13 protein-coding genes and 3 pseudogenes are annotated in these 24,172 nt (G+C 64.0%); 11 read left to right on the top strand and 5 right to left on the bottom strand.

The window, feature by feature from the left end; genetic code table 11:
- The first annotated feature begins 10 nt into the window (after window positions 1-10).
- Together AKN84_RS20665 and AKN84_RS45800 are read left to right on the top strand one after the other, a co-directional pair.
- A complete protein-coding gene (locus AKN84_RS20665) occupies window positions 11-391 on the top strand; it encodes a hypothetical protein (RefSeq protein ID WP_128971033.1) in 381 nt (126 codons plus the stop codon).
- A 485-nt stretch (window positions 392-876) separates the two neighbouring features.
- Window positions 877-1,215 carry a hypothetical protein gene (locus AKN84_RS45800; protein WP_128971032.1) on the top strand — a complete coding sequence of 113 codons (339 nt, stop codon included), beginning with the start codon at window positions 877-879 and terminating at the stop codon, window positions 1,213-1,215.
- Between the two features lie 190 nt (window positions 1,216-1,405).
- Here the strand turns inward: AKN84_RS45800 and AKN84_RS49170 are convergent, their stop codons facing one another.
- The 3 genes from AKN84_RS49170 to AKN84_RS20645 form a co-directional block, all read right to left on the bottom strand.
- On the bottom strand, window positions 1,406-1,906 hold the full coding sequence (locus AKN84_RS49170; RefSeq protein ID WP_244485349.1) for an HWE histidine kinase domain-containing protein: 501 nt from the start codon (window positions 1,904-1,906) through the stop codon (window positions 1,406-1,408).
- Window positions 1,861-2,415, bottom strand: a complete 555-nt coding sequence (locus AKN84_RS49165) for a PAS domain-containing protein (protein ID WP_050422477.1) — start codon at window positions 2,413-2,415, stop codon at window positions 1,861-1,863. Before AKN84_RS49165 ends, AKN84_RS49170 begins: the two co-directional genes overlap by 46 nt.
- 315 nt (window positions 2,416-2,730) lie before the next feature.
- Window positions 2,731-3,099: a nuclear transport factor 2 family protein gene (locus AKN84_RS20645; RefSeq protein WP_050422476.1), complete on the bottom strand. Its 369-nt coding sequence runs from the start codon at window positions 3,097-3,099 to the stop codon at window positions 2,731-2,733.
- 666 nt (window positions 3,100-3,765) lie between these two features.
- Between AKN84_RS20645 and AKN84_RS20640 the strand changes: the two genes are divergently transcribed.
- The 3 genes from AKN84_RS20640 to AKN84_RS20630 all read left to right on the top strand — a co-directional run bounded on the left by AKN84_RS20640 (window position 3,766) and on the right by AKN84_RS20630 (window position 5,832).
- Window positions 3,766-4,299 carry a hypothetical protein gene (locus AKN84_RS20640; RefSeq protein ID WP_244485334.1) on the top strand — a complete coding sequence of 178 codons (534 nt, stop codon included), beginning with the start codon at window positions 3,766-3,768 and terminating at the stop codon, window positions 4,297-4,299.
- Window positions 4,289-5,008, top strand: a complete 720-nt coding sequence (locus tag AKN84_RS20635) for a metallophosphoesterase family protein (RefSeq protein ID WP_050422475.1) — start codon at window positions 4,289-4,291, stop codon at window positions 5,006-5,008. Before AKN84_RS20640 ends, AKN84_RS20635 begins: the two co-directional genes overlap by 11 nt.
- Window positions 5,009-5,169: 161 nt before the next feature.
- The gene (locus AKN84_RS20630; protein ID WP_050422536.1) at window positions 5,170-5,832 is read left to right on the top strand and encodes a DedA family protein; all 663 of its coding nucleotides are present in this window, start codon (window positions 5,170-5,172) and stop codon (window positions 5,830-5,832) included.
- 336 nt (window positions 5,833-6,168) lie between these two features.
- Here AKN84_RS20630 and AKN84_RS20625 read toward each other — a convergent pair.
- Window positions 6,169-7,976, bottom strand: a pseudogene (locus AKN84_RS20625) (glycoside hydrolase family 15 protein).
- A gap of 18 nt (window positions 7,977-7,994) precedes the next feature.
- A complete protein-coding gene (gene malQ / locus AKN84_RS20620; RefSeq protein WP_050422474.1) occupies window positions 7,995-9,941 on the bottom strand; it encodes a 4-alpha-glucanotransferase in 1,947 nt (648 codons plus the stop codon).
- Window positions 9,942-10,143: 202 nt separating this feature from the next.
- Here malQ and AKN84_RS20615 point away from each other — a divergent pair, with 202 nt between their 5' ends.
- The 6 genes and pseudogenes from AKN84_RS20615 to treY all read left to right on the top strand — a co-directional run bounded on the left by AKN84_RS20615 (window position 10,144) and on the right by treY (window position 24,165).
- Entirely contained in the window at window positions 10,144-12,093 is a 1,950-nt protein-coding gene (locus AKN84_RS20615; RefSeq protein ID WP_050422473.1) for an alpha-1,4-glucan--maltose-1-phosphate maltosyltransferase, read from the top strand.
- Between the two features lie 10 nt (window positions 12,094-12,103).
- On the top strand, window positions 12,104-15,409 hold the full coding sequence (treS, locus tag AKN84_RS20610) for a maltose alpha-D-glucosyltransferase (RefSeq protein WP_050422535.1): 3,306 nt from the start codon (window positions 12,104-12,106) through the stop codon (window positions 15,407-15,409).
- Window positions 15,406-17,554: pseudogene (glgB, locus tag AKN84_RS20605) on the top strand (1,4-alpha-glucan branching protein GlgB). The gene treS and the pseudogene glgB overlap by 4 nt, the downstream one beginning before the upstream one ends.
- Before the next feature lie 3 nt (window positions 17,555-17,557).
- Complete coding sequence (gene glgX / locus AKN84_RS20600; protein WP_050422472.1) at window positions 17,558-19,630, top strand: glycogen debranching protein GlgX; 2,073 nt, start codon at window positions 17,558-17,560, stop codon at window positions 19,628-19,630.
- Window positions 19,627-21,378, top strand: coding sequence for a malto-oligosyltrehalose trehalohydrolase (gene treZ / locus AKN84_RS20595; RefSeq protein ID WP_050422471.1), 1,752 nt, complete (start codon window positions 19,627-19,629; stop codon window positions 21,376-21,378). Before glgX ends, treZ begins: the two co-directional genes overlap by 4 nt.
- Before the next feature lie 4 nt (window positions 21,379-21,382).
- Window positions 21,383-24,165: pseudogene (gene treY, locus AKN84_RS20590) on the top strand (malto-oligosyltrehalose synthase).
- Window positions 24,166-24,172 lie beyond the last annotated feature (7 nt).

Below are 24,172 nucleotides of genomic sequence, written 5' to 3'. Positions count from 1 at the left end.
GGCAGTCCCGATGGTTGTCGCCATCGTCTGGTTACCGCATCACGCAAATGGCTACTCTCTCCTCGAAGTCACGATGGCTAGCTTGCTCGCCTACATCGCGCTCTCACACTTCGTCGAGTATTTGATGATACGGCCTCTCATCGCAACACTTCCACTCGCTGCCGAGCGCATGACTTTGGTCAGCATGCACCGGCAGCAGTCGAAGGCGATGTCGGTCAAGGCCCAGTCCGCGCTAAGCACGTTCTTCGGCCTCGTCTGTCTTGGAAGTCTCGCCTGCCTCCCGTTTGGGACGCGAGAGGATCGACAGATGATCGTTTATTCGGCCAGTGTCTCTGGCTTTCTCTGCATCATCTGGCTCAGTATGCTGACAGCGAAACTCTTGGGCCGCTAAGCAAACGCCGCTCGATTCCGCTTTTGGGTCAGTCGCGTCGATCTTGCCGATGCTCGGTGAGGTCCGGCCTACCCTCGGCAGCCGACAGGCGGAGGAGCGCCGGAATTCGTCGGTATGGGCCAAACTGGGACATTGGGACAAGCCAGCCACTGATGCAGAAACCGCCATAGGTGTCGTGCGCAGCCAAATTCGTCCTTCAAATGTGAAGGGTGATTAATCCGGGAGAGGAACCAGGCGCCTGCAAAAAGCATTTCCAATTCGTGCAGGGCCGAAGCTACGGAGCGTATTGGGGCCGAAATGGCGCTTCACCAATGTTCCGGGCGCTTGGCGGTCGGGCCCAGCTTCGTCTCCAAACACGAGAGGCGGAGCCATACTCCGGCAGGCGGCGAAGCACATTTCTGGATTTTTGCAGTGCGCCGATCGAGGAGCCTACAGGAGAAGCAGTGAGGCCCTAGCTGGTTCCTGAGCGAAGAAAGGACATAGTGATGGAAACCTGCACCGAGAAGCATCATGCCAATCATCCCCACAAGCATGGCCCCAACTGCGGGCACACCGGGATCCGTCATGACGGCCACGTGGATTATCTTCACGACGGCCATCTCCATCACATGCACGGGGATCACGTGGACGAACATGTCATTCCGGTCAGCACAGCAAATCCCGTGAAGTGCACGCCTCAAGTCCACTGTTCACACGTACACGGTCCAAATTGCGGACATGAACAGGTGCCGCATGGCGATCATGTCGACTATCTCGTGGACGGTCGGCTGCACCATCCGCATGGCGATCATTGCGATGACCACGGGCCCGTTCAGTTGGCCTGACAGGCACGACCGTGATCGAACCTCATTGGCCTAGCTGATGTCTGATCCGGGGTCAGTCGCGTCTTGCCGATGCTCGGTGAGGTCCGGTTTACCCTTGGCAGCCGACAGGCGGAGGAGCGCCGGATTTCGTCGGTATGGGCCCAGGAGCCGAAGTTGCCGAGTGAGGGCAGCAAAGCCAAGTTGCGAGATTTTACGTCGGAAGGGCGATTTCGCACACAAGCCCTTCCGCGCGCCAGTCGAAGAGCACCTCGCCGCCAAGTTGCCTGATAGTTCCTTCGATGAGGCGGCTACCAAAGCCCTTGCGTTCGGGCGCATTTACCTTCGGACCGCCCAATTCGGTCCAGCGGAGCACTAGCTTTCTATCCTCGCTGTGCGACCACGCCAATCCAATCCGGCCTTTCGCGTTAGATAGCGCTCCATACTTGGAAGCATTGGTTGCTAATTCATGCAAGGCCACAGCAATCGCCTGCGCAGCGGCGGGTTCTAACACTGTTTGCAGACCCTGAACCCTGACGCGGTTGTCGTGGCCCTCTTGGAGATAAGGGGCCAGCTCCTGCTTGGCGATCGCCGAGACTTCGGCCCCTATCCATCGTGTTTCAACAAACAGCGAGTGAACATTTGCCATCGCTTGGATGCGCCCGCTGATTACTTCCTTGAGGCTCTCGGACGTGTCGGATTGAGAAAGATTGATGATTGCCTGTACGTTCGAGAGGATGTTCTTGGTTCGGTGCTCCGCCTCGCGAGCCAGAACGCTAATCTGTTCCTGAGTTCGTTCTGCTCGGTGATATCTCTCGCGATCTTTGATGCGCCAACAATTATGCCGTTGGCATCTTTGACAGGAGAAACGGTCAGCGAGATGTTGATTAAGCTGCCATCTTTACGTTGCCGCACAGTCTCAAAATGGTCGATGCGCTCACCGCGTCTGATGCGCGTTAGAATCGCAATTTCCTCGCTTTGCCGGTCTTGAGGGATGACAAGCGTAATGGGCTGACCGATTGCCTCGGAGGCTGAGTAGCCGAAGATGCGCTCAGCCGCCTTGTTCCAGCTTGTAATAATGCCATCTAGATTCTTGCTAACAATCGCATCATCGCTGGATTCAACTATGGAGGCCAGCAGATTGGCCAAGCGCTCGGCACGTTCTAGAGCCGGCTCGCTGACGAAAGGCTTGCGTTGAAGTCCTGACTCGCTTTTAGGCGCCAATGGGAGCCTCCGAAATCCAGATGCTGCACTGCCGTTGGTGCCTAATTATAGCAACAAACGCTAGGGCCGGAATGTCTCCGTTGGGGTCACCAGCGTCGCGCTCCGCAATCGCGAATTACCCGTCGACTTCCGCTATGCTCCCCCTTGCGACCGAAGTCGTGTGGCGGCGCAACATGTCACGATCGGCCAATAGCGGTTATTCGGGGACGCGCGCTATTCGATAGGCCTTGGCCCAATCTCTCGATATCTTCGCGCCGACAGATTGGCGTTTTGCTCTGGATATTGGAAATGCCCGCTTGGCAGCGGATCGCTGCGTCAGGCAGCCAACGCATCACCTTTGCCGACCAGCGGGTCGCAGGTCGTTTGAGCGATCTTTCCCGCCGAGTTGAAACGGAAGCGCATCCGAAAGGTCTGCCCACCGCAAGCGCGGTACTCGAGACAAACGCCGCTCGTTTCCGGCACGACTGCCTTGATCTCGAAGGCGCCGGGGCCCTGATCGAGCAGCTTCAGCGTCCAGTATGCGCGCAACGCACACCGTCCTTCGAACCGGCCGCCTTCGCCGCAGTCCACCGTGGCATCGTCATCGTACAGTTCGAGCAGGTCCGGCAGGCGCACCCGTCTGCAAGCGTCCAGCCAATCGACTACGATCGCTACAGCATCGAAAACCTCTGATGTGTTCGACATCACCGACCTCGTTCTGCCATCGCCCCATCCGCAGGCTAAGGATGGCAGCATGAACTGAGCCTGAACCGCACCGCGGCGGCCGGAACCTGTAGCGCGGCCTTCTCGCGTCGCTCAAGATCAGCCTCCAGCATGCCGGCGAACCGGTTGAGTGGCTTCATTCGCTCGCGCTAACGAAGCCAAAAATCAGGCTGAGTATTTCGGAGGCATCCCCATAAGCCGCAGAGAACGTTTCCATTCCGGTCAGGATTCAGGTCGACGTGGCGAGAGTGTGAGTGCCAAGGGGCGGTGGACGGGAACTCTGGGCGCCTCGCCCGGAAGGAACTTCCATTCTTGGCATCAATTATTCTTGGCATTAATTGATGAGTAGTCGGCCAAAAGACTGGAAAAGAGATCGTGCGCGTCCGAGGTCCCTACATTCCAAGACGGTCTTCGGAGCCTTCGGAGGATAGCAAGGAGTACAGGCGAGTTCGTCAAGCGCAGGCGGAGCGGTTCTACAGGGAAATTCTCGCGGAACTGCTTGACGCCAAGCTTCCGTTCCTGGTTGGGGGCGGGTACGCCGTTAATGCCCACACTGGCGCAAGAATTCCGACGAAGGACCTGGACATCTTCACGACCAGGGCTGAACTGCAACGACTACTCGCTCACCTGAATCGCGGTGGTCGCCGAGTGTCAATCGTCGACGATAAGTGGCTCGGAAAGATCTACTACGGCGAGTATTTCGTGGATGTCATCTTCGGATCGAGCAATGGCATGGTTCCGGTCCAGGAAGGATGGTTTCACCACGCTCGCGAAGCTCAAATACTGGGGCTTGGCGTACTGGTTATCGATCCCACCGAGCTCATCTGGTCGAAGGCTTTTATCCAAAAGCGATTTCGCCATGATGGCTCGGATATCGCGAACATTATATTGAAGCAGAGCAGCCGAATCGATTGGCAACGCCTCGTGGCCTATTTCGATGCTCATTGGGAAGTGCTGCTCTCTCATCTGCTGATCTTCCGATGGATCTACCCGAGTGAGCGGGATGCCATTCCGTCATGGCTGCTCGACGAACTTCTCGAACGACTGAATCGGCAGCGCGAACTTCCGCCAACAGCAGCCAGGATATGCCGCGGTCGAATGTTGTCGCGCTCCGATTACCAGAACGCCGTCGAAGTGTGGGGATTTTTGGAAGCCAAAGGCAAATGCGACGATGACCAATGACACATCATTCACATTCGCGAGCATGGGCGACCTTCATGTGAAGGATGGCCAGCCGGGCTCGCTTCGCGAAGTATTCCGCCAAATCTCAAAGAGCGCCGCGGCACTGGTTCTTTGCGGCGATCTTACCGATACCGGAACTCCGAGTCAGGCGCGCGTTCTGGCGGAGGAACTGCGTGCGTGCACCGTCCCGGTGATCGGCGTTCTCGGAAACCACGACTACGAGTCGGGGCATGTCGACGAGGTGAAGCAGATTCTTTGCGATGCGGGCCTACGCCTGCTGGACGGGCAGGCGACCGAAGTAAATGGTGTGGCATTTGTGGGAGTAAAGGGCTTCGCGGGCGGGTTCGGACCGCGCATGCTCAGTTCATTCGGAGAACTCGCGATCAAGACGTTCGTTGCTGAAGCAGTGAACGAAGCGATGCGACTCGAAAATGTCATGCGCACCGTGAACAGTCAGCGTGCCGTTGTCGTCCTGCATTACGCGCCGATCGTCGAAACGGTCGAAGGCGAACCGCTGGAGATCTATCCGTTTCTCGGATGCTCGCGCCTTGCCGAGACCATTGACCGCTTCAGAGTGAGCGCGGTGGTGCATGGCCATGCACACCGCGGCAAGTATGAGGGGCGCACCCCGGCCGGAGCGCGCGTGTACAATGTCGCCGTGCACGTGCAGAAGCCTGATCACTTGCCATATGCCCTGATTACGGTCTAGCGGTCGGCTTTGCGGAGGGTGTTGCACCCAACCACGGGCCAGTGGCGGGTCTGCGTGTTCAACCCGATGGCTCGCGGGCATGTTGCCACAGACCTCGATCGCAGCCCGGCCTCGGCGTCGTGCTCGTATCCTACCGGGTTATCGAAGGAGTGCCTCTGGATTTGCTGCCCCTACTGAACCATGCGACTGACGAACTCATCGCGTCCTATGGATACATCGCGATCTTCACGATCATCCTACTCGAGAGTGCCGGCGTACCTTTGCCAGGCGAAACCACGCTCGTCGCGGCGTCCATTTACGCTGGCTCGCATCATGGTCTGGATATTCGGTGGATCATCGCGACTGCGGCCGGCGCCGCGATTCTGGGCGACAATATCGGCTATTGGGTGGGCCGCACGATCGGGCGCAAGGCGCTGCTTAAATGGGGCAACTGGATCGGCCTGGACCAGCGCAAGCTCGATCTGGGCGAGTATCTCTTCCTGCGCCATGGCGGCAAGATCGTCTTTCTCGGACGCTTCATAGCGGTGCTCCGCGTGTTTGCCGCGGTGCTCGCCGGCGCCAATCGTTTCCCGCTATGGCGATTCTTGCTCTTCAACTCACTGGGCGCGATCACCTGGGCAGCAGTCTTCGGCGTCGGCGGGTATCTGTTGGGCCACAGCTTCGGTCGCGTAACGGGCCCGCTCGGCTGGCTGACGCTCGCAGCGGCGGGGATCACTATCTTCTACCTGTGGACCTACTACAAACACCATGAGCAACAACTGCTCCTGGAGGCAGAACGCAACTTGTCCGTATTGCGGCAGCGGTACCGTCGTCCGAGGACCTAGCGTCTTGACCGCGCTCAGACGTTCCCTCCGGTGACCGCCGATCTGCGGCACCGGGGGATCGAGGCGGAGGCCACGCCGCGGCATGCGCGGGGACCCGCGCTATTCGATTGGCCTGCCCAATCTCTCAATATCTTCGCGCCGGCAGATTGGCGTTTTGCTCTGGATATTGGAAATGCCCGCTTGCGGAGTCGAGACGAGCGACGCAGGGCGCTTGCACGATTTCGGAATATTGGAAATGTACCCCTGATTTGCCCGACGTGTCAAGTTGCCGTGTCGGACGCCGGCCGCCGCCGGCTCCTTTGCATGGGGTTGTTTTCGATATTTTGGCCCCGTGCTTCAGCTCGACCGCTGCACCGCGGGCTTCTCGGCGTCGGCTCTGGCGGCGCTGAGATTGTGCGCGGTGTTGATCAGCGCGATATGGGTCAGCGCCTGCGGGAAGTTGCCGGTCTGCCGGCCGGCGCCGGGGTCGAACTCCTCCGCCAGCAGCCCGAGATCGTTGGCGACCGCCACCACGCGGTCGAACATGGTCTGCGCCTTGTCGATATCTCCTGCCAGCACATGGGCGTCGGCGAGCCACAGGCTGCAGGCCAGGAACGCGCCCTCGATCGGCTGGACCTCACCGGACGCCTCGCGCGGATCGTGCCGCAGCACGAAGCCGTCGCGCATCATGTGCCGATCGACCGCCGCGATGGTGCCGCGGATGCGCGGATCGTCCGGCGGCAGGAAGCCGACCGAAGGCAGCAGCAGCAGGCTGGCATCGAGCAGCTTTGAGCCATAGCTCTCGACGAAGCTGTCGAGGCCGGGATCGAAGCCCCGTTGGCAGACGTCGCGATGGATGGCCTCGCGCAGCACCCGCCACTTGACCAGCGGCGCCTTGAAGCCGAACCGCTCCGCGCTCTTGATGGCACGGTCGAAGGCGACCCAGCACATCACCTTGGAGAACACATAGTGCCGGGGCACGCCGCGGCGCTCCCAGATGCCGTGATCCGGCTGGTCCCAGACCTCGGCGAGATGATTGACGACGGTGCATTCCAGCGACCAGTTCTCCTCGTCGAGCTTTAGCCTGGCCATGCGGGACTGGTGGAAGGCGTCGATCAACTCGCCATAGACGTCGAGTTGCAGCTGCGCATGCGCGGCGTTGCCGACGCGGACCGCTGCGCCCCTTCATAGCCGGACAGCCATCCGGCCTCCCATTCCAACAGGCGCCGCTGGCCCAGGATGCCGTACATGATCTGCATGTTGGCCGGCGCGCCGGCCGCGGCCCGCAGCAGCCAATTGTGCCAGGCCGCCGCCTCCTCGGTGTAGCCCGAATTCATCAAGGCCAGCAGCGTGAAGGTGGCGTCGCGCAGCCAGCAGAACCGGTAGTCCCAGTTGCGCGCGCCGCCGAGCTTTTCCGGCAATGAGGTGGTCGGCGCCGCGACGATGCCGCCGGTCGGCCTGAAGGTCAGCGCCTTCAGCGTGATCAGCGAGCGCATCACGAGGTCGCGTTGCACGCTGCCGTCATAGGTCGAACGGCTGCACCATTCCGTCCAGTAGTCCTCGGTATCCCTGAGCGCCGCCTCGGGATCGATCGGCTCCGGCACCGGCTGAAACGACGCTCCGTAGGTCAGGACGAACGGCAGGGTGTCGCCCTCGCCGATCTCGAAATCGGCGAGCGTGGTCAGGTCCTGGCCGCGGGTCTCGACCGGCGTGCGCAGCACGGTCATGTCCTGCCCGCTGATCGCCAGCAGCCCCTCGCCGTCCGGGTTCTTCTTCACCCAGGGGACATCGACGCCCAGGCCGAAGCGGATCACCAGCTCCATGTGCATCTTGACGCGGCCGCCGACACCGCGAACGAGACGGACCACGTCGGACGCCTTGCCGCGCGGCGGCATGAAGTCGATCAGATCGACCACGCCGCCGTCGGTCTCGAACCGGGTCTCCAGGATCAGCGTATCGTCCCGATAGCGGCGCGTGGTCCGCTTGATCTCCCCGGCGGGAGCCAGCAGCCAGCGGCCGTTCCGCGATGTGCCGAGCAGCGCGGCGAAGCAGGCGTCGGAATCGAACGCCGGCCAGCACAGCCAGTCGATCGAGCCGTCGCGGCCGACCAGCGCCGCGGTCTCGCAATCGCCGATCAGTCCATAGTCTTCGATCCGAGAAGCCACGCGCCGTGCTCCGCGTTGTCAGGCATGCGACCGCTCGCGGGTTGCGCGCCTGAGCGCGTCGACGTCGATCGCCGAGGCGAGATGCTCGATCGAGACCGGCAGCCGCCGTTTCCAGTTCGGATGCTCGTAGACGGTGCCGGGGATGTTCGGCTGCTCGACGATGCAGAGCAGGTCCTCCATCGAGACTGCCATCATCCGCGATCGGGTTCGGGCCAGGAAGCTCGCCACCGAGTAGAAATCGTTGTGGTGGATGTCGTGGCGGCGCAGCACGTCGTCGAGCTGGCCGAGCGCGTGCCAGCGCCCCTCGTCGGTCTCGCCGGGATCGATCCCGAGCGCGCGCTTGGTCTTGAGGTCGCTGAACGAGCGCCAGCCGGCATAGGTCGAGAGGTCGTGGGTGTTGAAGGTGACCAGCGCGTCCGGCAGATAATAGTCGGCGTTGCGGAACACGCCCTGGTCGTCGGTCTCGAACATCATCACCAAATAAGACCAGATGCCCCAGCCGTTCATCTGCTCGCGGAATCCCGGCGGCACGGTGCCGAGGTCCTCGCCGATCACGACGCAGCGGCTCGCCGTGCTCTCCTGCGCGGTCGCCGCCAGCAGCGCTTCGAACGGCATCAGCACATAGGCGCCGTTGGCCGGGCCGAAGCCGCGCGGCACGAGATAAAGCCGCTTCAGCCCGAAGGCGTGATCGAGCCGGATCGCGCCGGCATGGCGCATCGAGGCGCGCAGCATCTGCCTGAACGGCTCGAACGAGCGCTGCTCGAGACCCGCAGCATTGAAGCCGGCCAGTCCCCAATCCTGGCCCGCGGTGTTGAGCGGATCCGGCGGCGCACCGACGCCGAGATGGCGCGAGATCGCGGTCTGCTCATTCCAGGCGTCGAAACCGTCGGACTGCACGCCGACAGCGACGTCAAGATAGAGACCGACCCGCATGCCGAGCTTGTGCGCGCGTGCCTGGCAGGCACCGAGCTGACGGTCCGCGGTCCATTGCACGAACTCGACGAACTCGACCTCGGCGGCGGTGTCGCGCGCCCGGTGTAATTTCGCGCAGGCCGTATCGTCGGGCTGCCGCCATTCATCCGGCCATTGCCACCACGGCGTATTGAACTTGTGCCGCATCACCTCGAAGCAGGCGAAGCGCGACAGCAACGTGCCCTGCTCCTTGCGATAGGCCTCGAAATCCTGCCAGCGGCCGAGGCCTGGATTGGCCTTGAAGGCGGCGAAGGCCGCGCGCAGCGCCGGCCACTTCAGCGCCGCAACGCCGACATAGTCGACCATGTCGTTGCTGCGCAGATGCGCAAGCGCGGCCTGCGTCGCCGCATCGATGCGGAATTCGGGAATCTTCTCGACGTCGATATAGAGCGCGTTGAGGAACAGCCGGCTGTTCGGCGAATACGGGCTGCAATCGCCGGGCCGATCGTCGAACAGCGCATGCAGCGGATTGAGCCCGACGCCGTCGGCGCCGAACCGATGCGCGAATTCGAGCAGGCCCTCCAGATCGGTGAAGTCGCCGATGCCCCAGTTGCGCGCGGACCGCACGCCGTAGAGCTGGACCGCGATCACCCAGCAGCGGTCGAACGCGCCACCGAACGCGCCGTCCGGCGCCACCAACAGTGGCAGTTCCTCGCTGCCCGATGCGTCCGAAAGCCGCAACCGGTGCACGCCTTTGGGCAGGCCGGCCGGCCACGTCACGCTCCGCGCATGCGCCTCGCCTTGCGCGAGCACCGCGGTGCCGTCGGTGAGCTTCCACTGCACCGGAAGCTGGGCCGCTTCCGAGAGCTGCGTTTGCCCGCCATGGCCGCCTCTGACGACCACGGGATCGATGACGATCCGCCGCGGCGTTTGGGGCGGCAGCGCGGCGAGGATCGCCGTCAGCGCCTCGGGGGTTGTCACACGGCGGTGACGGCTACCATCGATATACTCGGTCTGGATTCCCAGGGTCTGGGCTTTGGCGTAAAGGTCCATTCGCACGCTGCCTGCTCGCAACGGTATTGGGATCGTTGCTAAATTGTACAGATACGGGAAAGGGATAGTTGATGTTCAACGCTCTACCCTATCCGGCGTTCCCACCGGGAACCATTGCCCGGCGAGCGGCTTTCTATATGGGTCCGGCGCGCCTCCTTCCCGGCGCCGGGACGTCATTTGCTTTTTCAATGGCGGCATCACCGTGAACAAAACCCTCCGGCCTGTCGAGAGCGCCCATGGCACTTTTCATATCACCGATGTTTATCCGTCGGTTGATGGCGGCCGCTTTCCGGTCAAGCGCATCGCGGGTGAACCGGTCGAGGTGTGGGCCGACATCTACCGGGACGGACATGATGTGATATCAGCGGCATTGGTGTGGCGGCGCGAAGGCGACGATGCGTGGCAATCCGCGCCGATGACGCCGCACAGCGACGACCGCTGGGGCGGCGCCTTCGTGCCCGACCGGCCCGGCCGCTACAGCTTCGCGATCGAGGCCTGGACCGACGAATTCGCCAGCTGGCGGCAGCGCTTCGAGCAGAAGCAGCGCGACGGCGGCGATCACGCTCTGGACGCGCTCGAAGGCGCCGGCATGCTGACCCAGGCGCAGGCCGGCGGACCTGCCGCGGCTGCCGTCATCATCAGGCAGTGCGAGATCTTTCTGCAGAGCGGCGAGCCGGGCGCGCTGCTGGCGCCCGAATTGCGCGAGGCGATGGCCGGCAGCCAGTTTCGCCGCGACCTGATGCGATCGCAGCTCTATCCCCTCACCGCCGACCGGCCGCGGGCACGCAGCGGCGCCTGGTACCAGATGTTTCCGCGCAGCCAGGGCAAGACGCCAGGCGTGCACGCGACGTTCAACGATTGCATCGCGCGGCTCCCCGACATCGCCGCGATGGGCTTTGACGTCGTGCTGCTGGCGCCGATCCATCCAATCGGGCGGACGCATCGCAAGGGCCGCAACAACGCCGCCATCGCGCTGGCCGCCGATCCCGGCAGCCCCTACGCGATCGGCGCGGCCGAGGGCGGCCACGACGCAGTGCATCCGCAGCTCGGCACGCTCGACGATTTTCGTGCCTTAGTGGCGGCATGCCGGGCGCACGGCATGGAGGTCGCGCTCGATTTCGCCGTGCAGTGCTCGCCCGATCATCCCTGGCTGACCGCGCATCCACAGTGGTTCAAGCGGCGCCCGGACGGCTCGATGCGCAGCGCCGAACATCCGCCGCAGCGCTGGGATGACGTCGTCAATCCGGATTTCGGATCCGAGGACGCGGCTGCGCTATGGCGCGCGCTGCGCGACGTCATGGTGTTCTGGGTCGAGCAGGGCGTCAAAATCTTCCGGGTCGATAACCCACACACCAAGCCGCTGGCATTCTGGGAATGGCTGATCCGCGAGGTGCAGGATCGCGATGCCGATGTGCTGTTCCTGTCCGAAGCTTTCGCCCGGCCGAAACTGATGAAGGGCCTCGCCAAGCTCGGCTTCACGCAATCCTATACATACTTCACCTGGCGCACGCAGCGCGCCGAGCTCGAACAGTATCTCGGCGAGTTGACCTCGTATCCCGAGCGTGACTTCTTTCGGCCGAATTTCCTCGTCAACACACCGGACATCCTGCCCTTCCACCTGCAAAGCGGCGAATCCTGGATGTTCAAGTCGCGTCTCGCGCTCGCCGCGGCGCTTTCAAGCAGCTATGGCATCTATAGCGGCTTCGAGCTGCTCGAGCACACGCCGGTGCCCGGCCGCGAGGAGTATCTCAACTCCGAGAAGTACGAGATCAGGGTGCGCGACTGGAACGAGCACGGGAACATCAAGCCTTACATCGCGACGCTCAACCAGATCAGGCGCGGCAATCCGGCCCTGCAACAATTCGCCGATCTGCGCTTTATCAATGTCGATGACGGCGGCGTGATCGGTTTCGTCAAGGAGGCGGCCGATCAGGGCAATGTGATTGCGGTCGCGATTGCATTGTCGCCCGAGCCGCGCGAGGTCTGGCTTCCGCTCGGCGATGTCATGGTCGGCCGCGGCGATGCCCGCCGCCCCGTCACGGAACTGGAAGACCTTGTCACCGGCGAGCGCCACGCGCTCGAATGGGGAGGCATCCGCCTGCGTCTCGATCCTGCGCGCGATCCCGCGTTGCTGTTGCGCTGTGTCGCCTGAAGGAGCCGTCATGAACGTATTCTCCTCCGTCAATACCGAGGCGAAGGTCGCGACCGAGACCACCGACCAGCTGTGGTACAAGGACGCGATCATCTACCAGCTGCACGTCAAGGCGTTTTCCGACAGCAACAATGACGGCATCGGCGACTTCGCGGGGCTGACGGAGAAGCTCGGCTATCTGCAGGAGCTCGGCGTCACCGCGCTGTGGCTGTTGCCGTTCTATCCCTCGCCCGGCCGCGACGACGGCTACGACATCGGCGACTATGGCGACATCAATCCCGATTTCGGGACGATGAAGGACTTCAAGCGCTTCATCCAGGAAGCCAAGAAGCGCGGCCTGCGCGTCATCACCGAGCTCGTCGTCAACCACACCTCGGACCAGCATGCCTGGTTCAAGCGCGCGCGCCGCAGCCCGCCGAATTCGAGCGCGCGCAGCTGGTACGTCTGGAGCGACACCGACCAGAAATACCTCGATACGCGGATCATCTTCACCGATACGGAAAAGTCGAACTGGACCTGGGATCCGGAAGCCGGCCAATTCTACTGGCACCGCTTCTTCTCGCACCAGCCGGATCTGAACTTCGACAATCCGCGCGTGGTGCGCGCCATCGTGCAGGTGATGAAGCGCTGGCTCGACACCGGTGTCGACGGCTTCCGGCTCGACGCCATTCCCTATCTGTGCGAGCGCGACGGCACCAACAACGAGAACCTGCCGGAGACGCATGCCATCATCAAGCGGCTGCGCCAGGAGCTCGACGCCTATGCCAAGGGCAAGGTCCTGCTGGCCGAGGCCAACCAATGGCCGGAGGACGTGCAGGAATATTTCGGCCATGGCGACGAATGCCACATGGCCTATCACTTCCCGCTGATGCCGCGCATCTACATGGCGATCGCCCAGGAAGACCGCTTTCCGATCACCGACATCCTGCGGCAGACGCCCGACATCCCGTCGGCGTGCCAATGGGCGCTGTTCCTGCGCAATCACGACGAGCTGACCCTTGAAATGGTCACCGACGTCGAGCGCGACTATCTGTGGTCGACCTACGCCAACGACCCGCGCGCCCGCATCAATGTCGGCATCCGCCGCCGCCTTGCACCGCTGATGGACAATGACCGGCGCAAGATCGAGCTGATGAACTCGCTGCTGCTCTCGTTCCCCGGCACGCCGATCATCTATTACGGCGACGAGATCGGCATGGGCGACAACATCTATCTCGGCGACCGCAACGGGGTGCGGACGCCGATGCAGTGGTCGCCGGACCGCAACGGCGGCTTCTCGCGCGCCGACCCGGCGCGGCTCTACGCGCCGATGATCATGGACCCGGTCTACGGCTACGAGGCCGTCAATGTCGAGGCACAGTCGCGCAGCCTGTCGTCGCTGCTGTCGGCGACCAAGCGGCTGATCGCGGTGCGCAAGTCGACGCTGGCGTTCGGGCGCGGCACCATGACCTTCATCCGCCCCGAGAACCGCTCGGTGCTCGCCTATGTCAGGCAGTACCAGGGCGAGGTCATCCTGTGCGTCGCCAATCTGTCACGCTCGGCGCAGGCGACCGAGCTCGACCTCTCCGCCTTCAAGGACCGCATCCCGCTCGAGATGCTGGGACGCACGCGCTTCCCCGCGATCGGCGAACTGCCCTACATGATCACGCTGGCACCCTACGGCTTCTACTGGTTCCAGTTGCAGGAGCGCGACAAGTCCGAGCCGGTGAAGCCGCGGGCGGTGCCGGAATTCGAGACCCTGGTGGTGCCGCTCAATTCGACCTGGACGTCGCTGGCGCGCGAGCGCGGCGTGTTCGAGCACGACGTGCTGCCCGGCCATCTCGCCCGCACGCGCTGGTACCCGGAGCATTCCGCCAAGGCGATCCAGCCGGCGCTGGTGGCCGCGATCCCGTTCTGCGACATCGGCGACAACCGGCCCTGGCTGATCTTCTTCGAAACCACCGAGCGCGGCAATACCAGCCGCTACGTGCTGCCGATGCAGATCGAGTGGGTGCGCTTCGACCGCGAGCGCTACAACCCGCGCGCCTTCGCCGCCGTCCGCCAGGGCGCGCGCGAGGGCACGCTGCTCGATGTCGCCACCGACCAGATCTTCACCGGCCTGTTCCTGCGCAACTTGCGGGAAAACCTCACGGTCAACGAAAGCGAGCAAGGCCTGAAGCTCGAATTCCGGCCGACCAGCCGCTTCTCCGACCGCCCGGTGCGGCAGCCCGAGCGCATCCGCGTCTTCGAGAACGATCAGCCGCATTCGACCGCGCTGGTCGACAACGAATATGTCACCAAGATCTACCGGAAGCTCGAGGTCGGCATCAATCCGGAAATCGAGATGGGCCGCTTCCTCACGGAAGTGGTCAATTTCCCCAACACGCCCGCGTTGCTCGGCACCTCGGAACTGGTGGACGGCGACAATCGCAGCGCGATCGCGGTGCTGCACACCATGGTGGTCAACCAGGGTGACCTCTGGAACGTCGGCGCCTCGCACCTCGACCGCCTCATCGAGCGGCAGCGCCTGCTTGCGGCGAGCGAACATCCGGAGGAGAACGGCGATCACGCCACCTATCTGCGCCACCTGTCGCATGGCGGAAAGCGTCTCGCCGAGCTGCACGTCGCGCTCGCCAGCAACCGCGACCTGCCGGACTTCGCACCCGAGCCGACCAGGCCCGAGGATCTGCAACGCTGGAACGACGAGATCATGGCGCGCGCCGAGCGCGTGTTCGACACGCTGAAGCAACGGCGCGGCTCCCTGAAGGAGGCCGACCGGCTGCTGGCCGATCAGTTGCAGGCCCAGCACGACATGCTGCCGGAGCGGCTGAAGGCGCTGCTGCCGCGCGAGAGCGACGGGCTCAACATCCGCCACCATGGCGACCTGCATCTCGGCCAGCTGCTGGTGGTCAAGGACGACGTCTTTATCATCGATTTCGACGGTGGGCCGGGCCGCACCATCGCCGAGCGGCGCCGCAAGGCGCCGGCGGCACGCGACGTCGCCGGCCTGATCCGCTCGATCGACTATGCCGCCATGGCGGCGCTGGAACGCGCGCTCAAGGTTTCGCCCGATGAGAGCGGCAGGTTGAGCCTCGCTTTGGCCGAATGGCGGGACCAGGCCACGGACGCCCTGCTGGCCGCCTATCGCGAGACCATCACGGGCCAGCGCCTGTGGCCCACCGACGCCAAGGCGGCCGATCGCCTGCTCAGCTTTTTCCTGCTTGAGAAAGCCTTCTACGAGATCGAGTATGAGCTGGCCAACCGGCCGGATTGGCTGCGGGTGCCGCTGACCGGCCTGTTAAGGATTTTGGCGCAACAGTCGCATGAGGTTGCATGAGCAAACTGCCCGCCGAGGCCTATGCCATCATCGAGGGCCGCCACTCCGATCCGTTCCACTATCTCGGCCTCCACACCGAGGGGGATCGCAACGTGGTGCGCGCCTTCCTGCCCGATGCCGCCAATGTCGAGGCGATCGGCGAGCACGGCGAGACGGCACCGCTGGCGCGGATCCACGACGCCGGCCTGTTCGCAGGTCCCCTGCCGAACGGCTCGAGGCGCTACCAGCTCCGCGCCCGCTTCGGCGACAATGTCGTCGAACTGGAGGACGCCTACCGCTTTCCGCCGATCCTGAGCGATTTCGATCTCTACCTGCTCGGCGAAGGCACGCATCAGCGCGTCTATGACACGCTGGGTGCGCATCCGATGACGCTCGACGGCGTCGACGGCATCGGCTTCGTGGTGCTGGCGCCGAATGCGCGGCGGGTCAGCGTGGTCGGCGACTTCAATTTCTGGGACGGACGGCGGCATCCGATGCGGGTGCGCGGCCCCGGCTATTGGGAGCTGTTCATCCCGCGTGCGCGGGTCGGCGACCACTACAAGTTCGAGATCATCGGGCGCAACGGCCAGCATCTGCCGCTGAAGTCCGATCCGCTGGCGTTCGCCGCCGAGGTGCGCCCGAAGACCGCCTCGATCGTGATCGACGAGCGCAAGATCCCGCACCCGCGCCCAGCGCCCGATCGCGTCAACGCGCTGAGCTCGCCGATGTCGATCTACGAGGTCCATCTCGGCTCGTGGCGGCGCAAGGGCCGCAATGAGTGGCTGACCTATCGTGAGATGGCCGAGCAGCTGCCGGCCTATGCCAGCGACATGGGCTTTACCCATGTCGAATTCCTGCCCATATCAGAGCATCCGTTCGACGGCTCCTGGGGCTACCAGCCGACCGGCATGTTCGCCCCGACCAGCCGCTTCGGCTCGCCAGATGATTTCGCCGCGCTGATCGACGCCTGCCACGGCGCCGGTCTCGCCGTGCTGCTGGACTGGGTGCCCGGACATTTCCCCGACGATCCGCATGGTCTCGGCAATTTCGACGGCACCGCGCTCTACGAGCACGCCAATCCGCTGCAGGGCCGGCACCTCGATTGGGGCACGCTGATCTACAATTACGGGCGCACCGAGGTCACCAACTTCCTGGTGTCGAACGCGCTGTTCTGGCTCGATCGCTATGGCATCGACGGGCTGCGCGTCGATGCCGTCGCCTCGATGCTCTATCTCGACTACAGCCGGCCCGCGGGCGGCTGGATCCCGAACAAATATGGCGGCGCGCGAGAACATCGAGGCGATCGACTTCCTGCGCCGCTTCAACACCGAGCTGTTCGCGCACTTCCCGCAGGCGACGACCGCGGCGGAGGAATCCACCGCGTGGCCGCAGGTATCGCGCCCGGTCGAATATGGCGGGCTCGGCTTCGGCTACAAGTGGAATATGGGCTGGATGCACGACACGCTGAAATACATCGGCAAGGATCCGATCCACCGCAAATTCCATCACGGCGACATCCTGTTCGGCCTGCACTACGCCTTCTCGGAGAACTTCATCCTGCCGCTGTCCCACGACGAGGTCGTGCACGGCAAGCGCTCGATCCTCGGCCGCATGCCCGGCGATGATTGGCAGCGCTTTGCGAACTTACGCGCCTATTACAGCTTCATGTTCGGGCACCCCGGCAAGAAGCTGATGTTCATGGGCTGCGAGTTCGGCCAGGAGCGCGAGTGGAATCACGACTACTCGATCGACTGGCATCTATTGCAGCAACCGCGGCACAGCGGCATCCAGAACCTGGTCCGCGACCTCAACCGTCTCTATCGCGCGCTGCCGGCGCTGCATGAGCTCGACTGCGACCAGGCCGGCTTCGAATGGGTCGTCACCGACGACGCCAACAACAACGTGTTCGCCTGGATCCGCAAGGGCAATGATGCCCGCGCGCGCTGCCTCGTGGTCACGAACTTCTCGCCCAACGTCTATCGCAACTATCGCGTCCGCGTGCCGTTCGCGGGCAAGTGGCACGAGGTGTTCAACTCGGACTCCGCGCATTACGGCGGCACCAATGTCGGCAATATCGGCGAAGTGCGCGCCCCGGAAGGCGCCACGCCGGAACTGAGCCTGACCATCCCGCCGCTGGCTGCGATCTTCCTCGTACCGGAAAGCTGATTCATGCGACTGACCGGGGGAACCTCCGCACGGCTCGGTGCAAGCTGGGACGGCAGAGGCACCAATTTTGCGCTGTTCTCGGCCAATGCGGAGAAGGTGGAGCTGTGCCTGTTCGACGGCCAGGGCCGCCGCGAGCTCGAGCGGATCGAGATGCCGGAGCGCACCGAGGACGTCTGGCACTGCTATCTCAACGACGTCTCGCCGGGCCAGCTTTACGGCTACCGCGTCTACGGGCCCTACGCGCCGGAGCGCGGCCACCGCTTCAACGCCAACAAGCTGCTGCTCGATCCCTACGCCAAGCGGCTCGCCGGCCGGCTGGTGTGGAGCGATGCCCACTTCGCCTATCGCACCGGCAGCGCGCGCGAGGATCTCTCCTTCGACCGGCGCGACAATGCCCGCGGCATGCCGAAGGCCGTCGTGGTCGACGAGACCTTCAACTGGGGCCGCCGCGAGATCCGGCCGCATATTCCTTGGGCCGACACCATCATCTACGAGGCCCACGTCAAGGGCGTGACGCAGAAGCGCGAGGACGTGCCGCCGAATTTGCGCGGCACCTATGGCGGGCTGTCGTCGCCAGCGATGATCGACCACCTCAAGCGGCTCGGCGTCACCACCATCGAGCTGCTGCCGATCCACGGCCTGATCGACGACCGTGTGCTGGTCGAGAAGAAGCTGTCGAATTACTGGGGCTACAACAGCATCGCCTTCTTTGCACCCGAGGCGCGCTACGCCCAGGACAATGCGCTGGACTCGTTTCGTACAACAGTCGCACGGTTGCACGATGCCGGCATCGAGGTGCTGCTCGACGTCGTCTACAACCACACCGCCGAGGGCAACCATATGGGCCCGACGCTGTGCTTCCGCGGCATCGACAACGCCTCCTATTATTGGCTGAACCGCGAGAACCCGCGCTTCTATGACGACTTCACCGGCTGCGGCAGCTCGGTCAATCTCACCCATCCGCGCGTGCTGCAGATGGTGATGGATTCGCTGCGCTACTGGGTCGAGGTCTGCCATGTCGACGGCTTCCGCTTCGATCTCGCGACCACGCTGGCGCGCGGGCCGAACGGGTTCGACCGCAACCATCCCCTCCTCACCGCGATCCGCCAGGACCCGGTGCTGGCGACCGCCAAGATGGTCGCCGAGCCCTGGGACCTCGGTCTCGGCGGCTACCAGGTCGGCGCGTTTCCGTCGCAATGGTCGGAGTGGAATGACCGCTATCGCAGCGCGATGCGGCGCTACTGGAGCGGCGAAGGCAGCCTGATCGGCGACATCTCCGGCCGCATGACCGCGTCATCGGATCTGTTCCACCACGACAACCGCGCAACCCGCGCCAGCATCAACCACATCACGGTGCATGACGGCTTCACGCTCGCCGACCTCTTCAGCTACAACGAGAAGCACAACGAGGCCAATGGCGAGGACAATCGCGACGGCTCCAACGACAATCACAGCAACAATTGCGGCCATGAAGGCCCGACCGACGATCCCACGATCATCGCGCTGCGCCGGCAGCTCAGAAAGAATGCGCTGGCCTGCCTGCTGCTCGCGCAGGGCACACCGCTGATCCTCGCCGGCGACGAGGTCGCCAACACCCAAACCGGCAACAACAACGCCTATTGCCAGGACAACGAGACCGGCTGGATCGGCTGGGAGAACCTCGGCACCGACGATGACGCCATCGATTTCATCGGCCACCTCACGGCGCTGCGCCAGCGCTTCGGCCAGATCCGCTGCCAGAGCTGGCTCGACGGCCGCCGCACCGACGGCAGCTATGGCGTGCTCTGGCTGACGCCGGCAGCGGAGGAGATGAAGGAGTCCGACTGGAAATTCCCGGAAAGCCGGTTCCTCGCCTACGTGCTGGGGCCGATGGAACAAGGGCAGGCGCCGATCTTTATCGTGCTCAATGCCGCGCCGCAGGAGATCGTGTTCAGGATGCCGAGGATGGCGGAATACAGCAGCTGGCAGCAGGTCTTGAACACGACCAAGGCGGAGCAGACCGCCGAGCAATTCGCATCCGGTGCTGACACCACGGCACCGCCGCGCTCGGTACTCGCATTTGCAGGCTCCGCATGAGCGCGCAGCATTTCGGACCCGAACTCACCGCTGATGGCACGCGCTTCCGGCTCTGGGCGCCGGCGGCAAAGCGCGTCGACCTCCTGCTCGACAAGCCGCATAGGCTGACGCGCGATGCGGCCGGCTGGTACGTCGGCGAAATCCCGGGCGCGCGCGCCGGTACACGTTACAAATTCCGCATCGATGACGACGTCGATGTCCCCGACCCCGCCTCCGCCTTCCAGCCGGACGACGTGTTCGGCCCAAGCGAGGTGATCGATCACACCGCCCTCAAATGGCGCGCAACCGAGTGGCGTGGACGTCCGTGGCATGAAGCCGTAATTCTCGAAGCGCATGTCGGCACCTTCACGCCGGAAGGCACCTACCGCGCCATGATCGACAAGCTCGATCATCTCGTTGAAGCCGGCATCACCGCGCTCGAACTGATGCCGTTGGCGGATTTCGCAGGCAAGCGCAACTGGGGCTATGACGGCGTGCTGTGGTACGCGCCCGACAGCGCCTATGGCCGGCCCGAAGACCTCAAGACCCTGATCGACGAGGCGCATCTGCGCGGGCTGATGGTGATGCTCGACGTGGTCTACAATCATTTTGGGCCAGAGGGGAATTATCTCGGCCGCTATGCACCGACGTTCTTCAGCGACGCGCATACGCCGTGGGGCAGCGCGATCGATTATCGCGTGCCTGAAGTGCGCGCGTTTGCGATCGGCAGCGTGGTGTCCTGGCTGCGCGACTATCGCTTCGACGGGCTGCGGTTCGACGCGGTCAACACCATCGTCGAAGCCGGCGAGGTCTCCATCCTGCACGACTTCAGCAAGGCCGCCGGCCAGCTCGCCACCGAGACCGGCCGGCAGATCAACCTCGTGCTGGAGAACGGCGACAACATCGCAAGCCTGCTCGATGCCGCCGAGGACCCGCCGCACGGCAAATTCCGCGGCCAGTGGAACGACGATTATCATCACGCCTGGCACGTGCTGTTGACCGGAGAAAAGCAGGGCTATTACGGCGACTACCGGACGCCGAAGCAGGATCTCGCACGCGCGCTGTCGTCCGGCTACATCTACCAGGGCGAAGTCTCGGAGTTCTGGGGCGGCAAGGCCCGCGGCGAGCCGAGCGGCATGCTCCCGCCGACCTGCTTCATCAACTTCCTGCAAAATCACGACCAGATCGGCAACCGGCCGCTCGGCGATAGGCTCGAGAGCATCGCAAAGCCGCAGGCGATCGAGGCTGCGCTGGCAGTGACGTTGATCGCACCAAACACACCGATGCTGTTCATGGGCGAGGAATGGGGCGCGACGACGCCGTTTCCGTTCTTCTGCAATTTCAAGGGCGACCTCGCCAACGCGGTCCGCGCCGGGCGGCGCAAGGAGTTCGCCTGGGCCTATGCCAAATATGGCAACGACATTCCCGATCCGCTTGCCGAGGAGACGGCACGGTCGGCCGTGCTCGACTGGGCTGCACTCGGCCACGATCCGGCGCGCACACGGCTGGTACTGGTGCGCAACCTTCTCGCCGTGCGTCGGCGCGAGATCACGCCGCGGCTGACCGGGGCGCGCTTCGGCGGCGACCGTGTCACGGGCGATCTCCTGACCGCGCATTGGCAGATGGGCGACGGCCGCACGCTGTGGCTCACGGCCAATTTGTCGGATCGGGATATCAGCGGCGCGGCGGAACCGAAGGGAACCGTGATCTGGGGCGGCGCGTTGTCGAGCGACCTCCCCGGCTGGGCGGTGCGCTGGCACATCGGATAGCACAATGCCTCCGGCGATCCCGATCGCGACCTACCGACTGCAACTCACTACCGATTTCGACTTCGATGCCGCCGCCAATGTGGCGCCCTATCTGAAGGCGCTCGGCATCAGCCATGTCTACGCCTCGCCCTTCATGAAGGCGCGCAAGGGCTCGACCCATGGCTATGACGTCGTCGACCACACCAAGTTCAATCCGGAGCTCGGCGGCGAGGAGGGCTTTGCGCGGTTCAGCGCCGCACTGAAGCGCAACGGCCTCGGCCTGATCCTTGATTTCGTACCGAACCATGTCGGCGTGCATTTCGCCGATAATCCGTGGTGGCTCGACGTGCTGGAATGGGGACCGGTGTCGCCGCACGCGGTGTCCTTCGACATCGACTGGGACCAGCTGCCCTATCGCGCGCGCGGCGGCGTGCTGCTGCCGATCCTCGGCTCGTCCTATGGCCAGGCGCTGGAGCGCGGCGAGATCGTACTGCGCTTCGACGCAAACGAAGGCAGCTTCTCCGCCTGGTATTTCGAGCATCGCCTGCCGATCGCGCCGGAGCGCTATGGCGAGGTGCTGCGGACTATCGTCCGCGAGGCCGCCGCAGAAGACAGCCCGGCCGGGCGCGCTCTGCTTGAGCTCGCCGCCAGGTATCGCGGGCTGCGTCACCCGAACCGCAAGGAAGCGCCGGTCCTGAAGGCCGCGATCAAGGCGATCGAGGGCAGTGCCGAGACCGTCGCGCGCGGGCTCGATGCCTACCGCGCCGGCGAGGATCGGCCAACCCAGACGCTGGCGCTGCATCATCTCCTGGAACGCCAGCACTACAAGCTCGGCCACTGGCGGCTTGCCTCCAGCGACATCAACTATCGCCGCTTCTTCGACGTCAACACGCTGGCCGGCCTCAGGGTCGAGGACGCCTCAACCTTCGAGGCGAGCCACAGCCTCGTCAAGCGGCTGATCGCGGAAGACCGGCTGCAGGGCCTGCGGCTCGACCATATCGACGGCCTGCGCGATCCCGCCCAGTATTTCCAGCGGCTGCGCCGCCTGATCCGATCAGCGCAGGCTGCCAAGGCCAAGCCGTTCTACATGGTGATCGAGAAGATCCTCGGCGAGGATGAGAGGCTGACCAAGTTTGCCGGCGTGCACGGCACCACCGGCTATGAATGGATGAACACGATCAGCCAGGTGCTGGTCGATGGCAGCGGCCTCGATCCGCTGAGCGAGATCTGGCGCCAGATCAGCAACCAGTCGCCGAACCTGACGCCGGTGCTGCGCGCGGCCAAACGCCGCGTGCTGGAGACCTTGCTGACCAGCGAGTTCACCGTGTTGGCACGGCTCGTGGCGCGCATCGCCAGCGGGCACTATTCGAGCCGCGACTTCTCCGCCGACAGCCTGCGGCAGGCGCTCGAGCTCTATGTGCTGCACTTCCCGGTCTACCGCACCTATCTCACTGCCTCCGGCCCGACAGTGCACGATCGCGCGCTGATCAGCGAGACCATCGAGCGCGCCCGCGCCGACTGGTTCGCCGCCGACGAAGGCATCTTCGACTTCCTGCGCGATGCCTTGACCATGGACCTGCTGAATCCCGGCCGACCGCCACACAGCGCGCCGCGGGTGCGGCGTTTCGCGCTGAAGGTGCAGCAATTCACCGGGCCGATGATGGCGAAGTCGCTGGAGGACACGACGTTCTACCGCTACCACCGCCTGCTCGCGCTCAACGAGGTCGGCGGCGATCCCGCGGCGAGCGCGATCGCGCCCGGGACCTTCCACAGTATGATGCAGGCTCGCGTCCGCGAATGGCCGCACGGCATGACTTCGACGGCGACCCACGACACCAAGCGCGGCGAGGACGCCCGCGCAAGGATCATGGCGCTTGCGGAAATCCCCGGCGAATGGACCAGCGCGGTGGCGCGCTGGAAGGTGCTGAACGCCCCGCATCTGGTGCTGGACGGCGAGATGCGGGCGCCGTCGGCGACGTTCGAATACATGCTGTATCAGGCCCTGCTCGGCGCCTGGAACCCGGACGATCCATCGTTGGTCGGACGCATCCAGGCCTATGCGCTGAAGGCGGCGCGCGAAGGCAAGCAGGAAACCAGCTGGCTCAATCCGCACGAACCTTATGAAGCCGGCGTGAAGACCTTCATCGACCGGATCCTCGATCGCAAGGCCTCGCCCGAATTCCTCGACGCGCTGAATACGCTGGCCGAGCGTACCGCGCTGATCGGCGCGCTGAACTCGCTCAGCCAGATCACGCTGAAGGCGACGATGCCGGGCGTGCCGGATTTCTACCAGGCACCGAAAGCTGGGACCTTTCGCTCGTCGACCCCGACAACCGCCGTCCGGTCGACTTTGCCGAACGTGCGGAGCTGCTCGCCGCGCTGGAAGCGCCGGATTGGGACGCGTTGACAGAGACCTGGCGCGACGGCCGCCTGAAATTCGCGTGGACGCGGCATCTGCTGAGACTGCGCAACGAGCTTCGCGAAGTCTTCACCAGCGGCGCCTACGAACCGCTCACCGTCAGCGGCGCGCATCGCGATCATGTCGTCGCCTTCGCAAGGCGGCATGGCCGCGAAGCGGTCATCGTCGCAGTGGCGAAATCATTTGCGCCGTTCACGCAGGGCGGACGCAGCTGGCCGCGCGCGGACGCCTTTGAAGGCGAGATCGACCTGACTGGATACACGCTCCCGGGCGGAAACAGCAGGATTCAGCTCGCGACGCTGTTCGCCGAGCTGCCGGTCGCGGTGCTGAAAGCGAAGGCCGCGGCGGGAGCGAAGCAAGCCGCAAGGCGTGCGCGCCTGCACAGCTAGCGCAGCG

The sequence above is a fragment of the Bradyrhizobium tropiciagri genome, from assembly GCF_001189845.1.
GTDB classification, from domain to species: Bacteria; Pseudomonadota; Alphaproteobacteria; order Rhizobiales; family Xanthobacteraceae; genus Bradyrhizobium; species Bradyrhizobium tropiciagri.
The sequence above is the reverse complement of the archived record's forward strand: the minus strand, read 5'-3'. Positions and strand labels throughout refer to the sequence as shown.

Excerpts from the sequence above, each read along its gene's own strand:
- glgX (WP_050422472.1), top strand. The coding sequence starts at position 17,558 with ATGCGACTGACCGGGGGAACCTCCGCACGGCTCGGTGCAAGCTGGGAC.
- treZ (WP_050422471.1), top strand. The coding sequence starts at position 19,627 with ATGAGCGCGCAGCATTTCGGACCCGAACTCACCGCTGATGGCACGCGC.
- AKN84_RS20645 (WP_050422476.1), bottom strand. The coding sequence starts at position 3,099 with ATGTCGAACACATCAGAGGTTTTCGATGCTGTAGCGATCGTAGTCGAT.
- AKN84_RS45800 (WP_128971032.1), top strand. The coding sequence starts at position 877 with ATGGAAACCTGCACCGAGAAGCATCATGCCAATCATCCCCACAAGCAT.
- treS (WP_050422535.1), top strand. The coding sequence starts at position 12,104 with ATGAACGTATTCTCCTCCGTCAATACCGAGGCGAAGGTCGCGACCGAG.
- malQ (WP_050422474.1), bottom strand. The coding sequence starts at position 9,941 with ATGGACCTTTACGCCAAAGCCCAGACCCTGGGAATCCAGACCGAGTAT.
- AKN84_RS20665 (WP_128971033.1), top strand. The coding sequence starts at position 11 with ATGGTTGTCGCCATCGTCTGGTTACCGCATCACGCAAATGGCTACTCT.
- AKN84_RS20635 (WP_050422475.1), top strand. The coding sequence starts at position 4,289 with ATGACCAATGACACATCATTCACATTCGCGAGCATGGGCGACCTTCAT.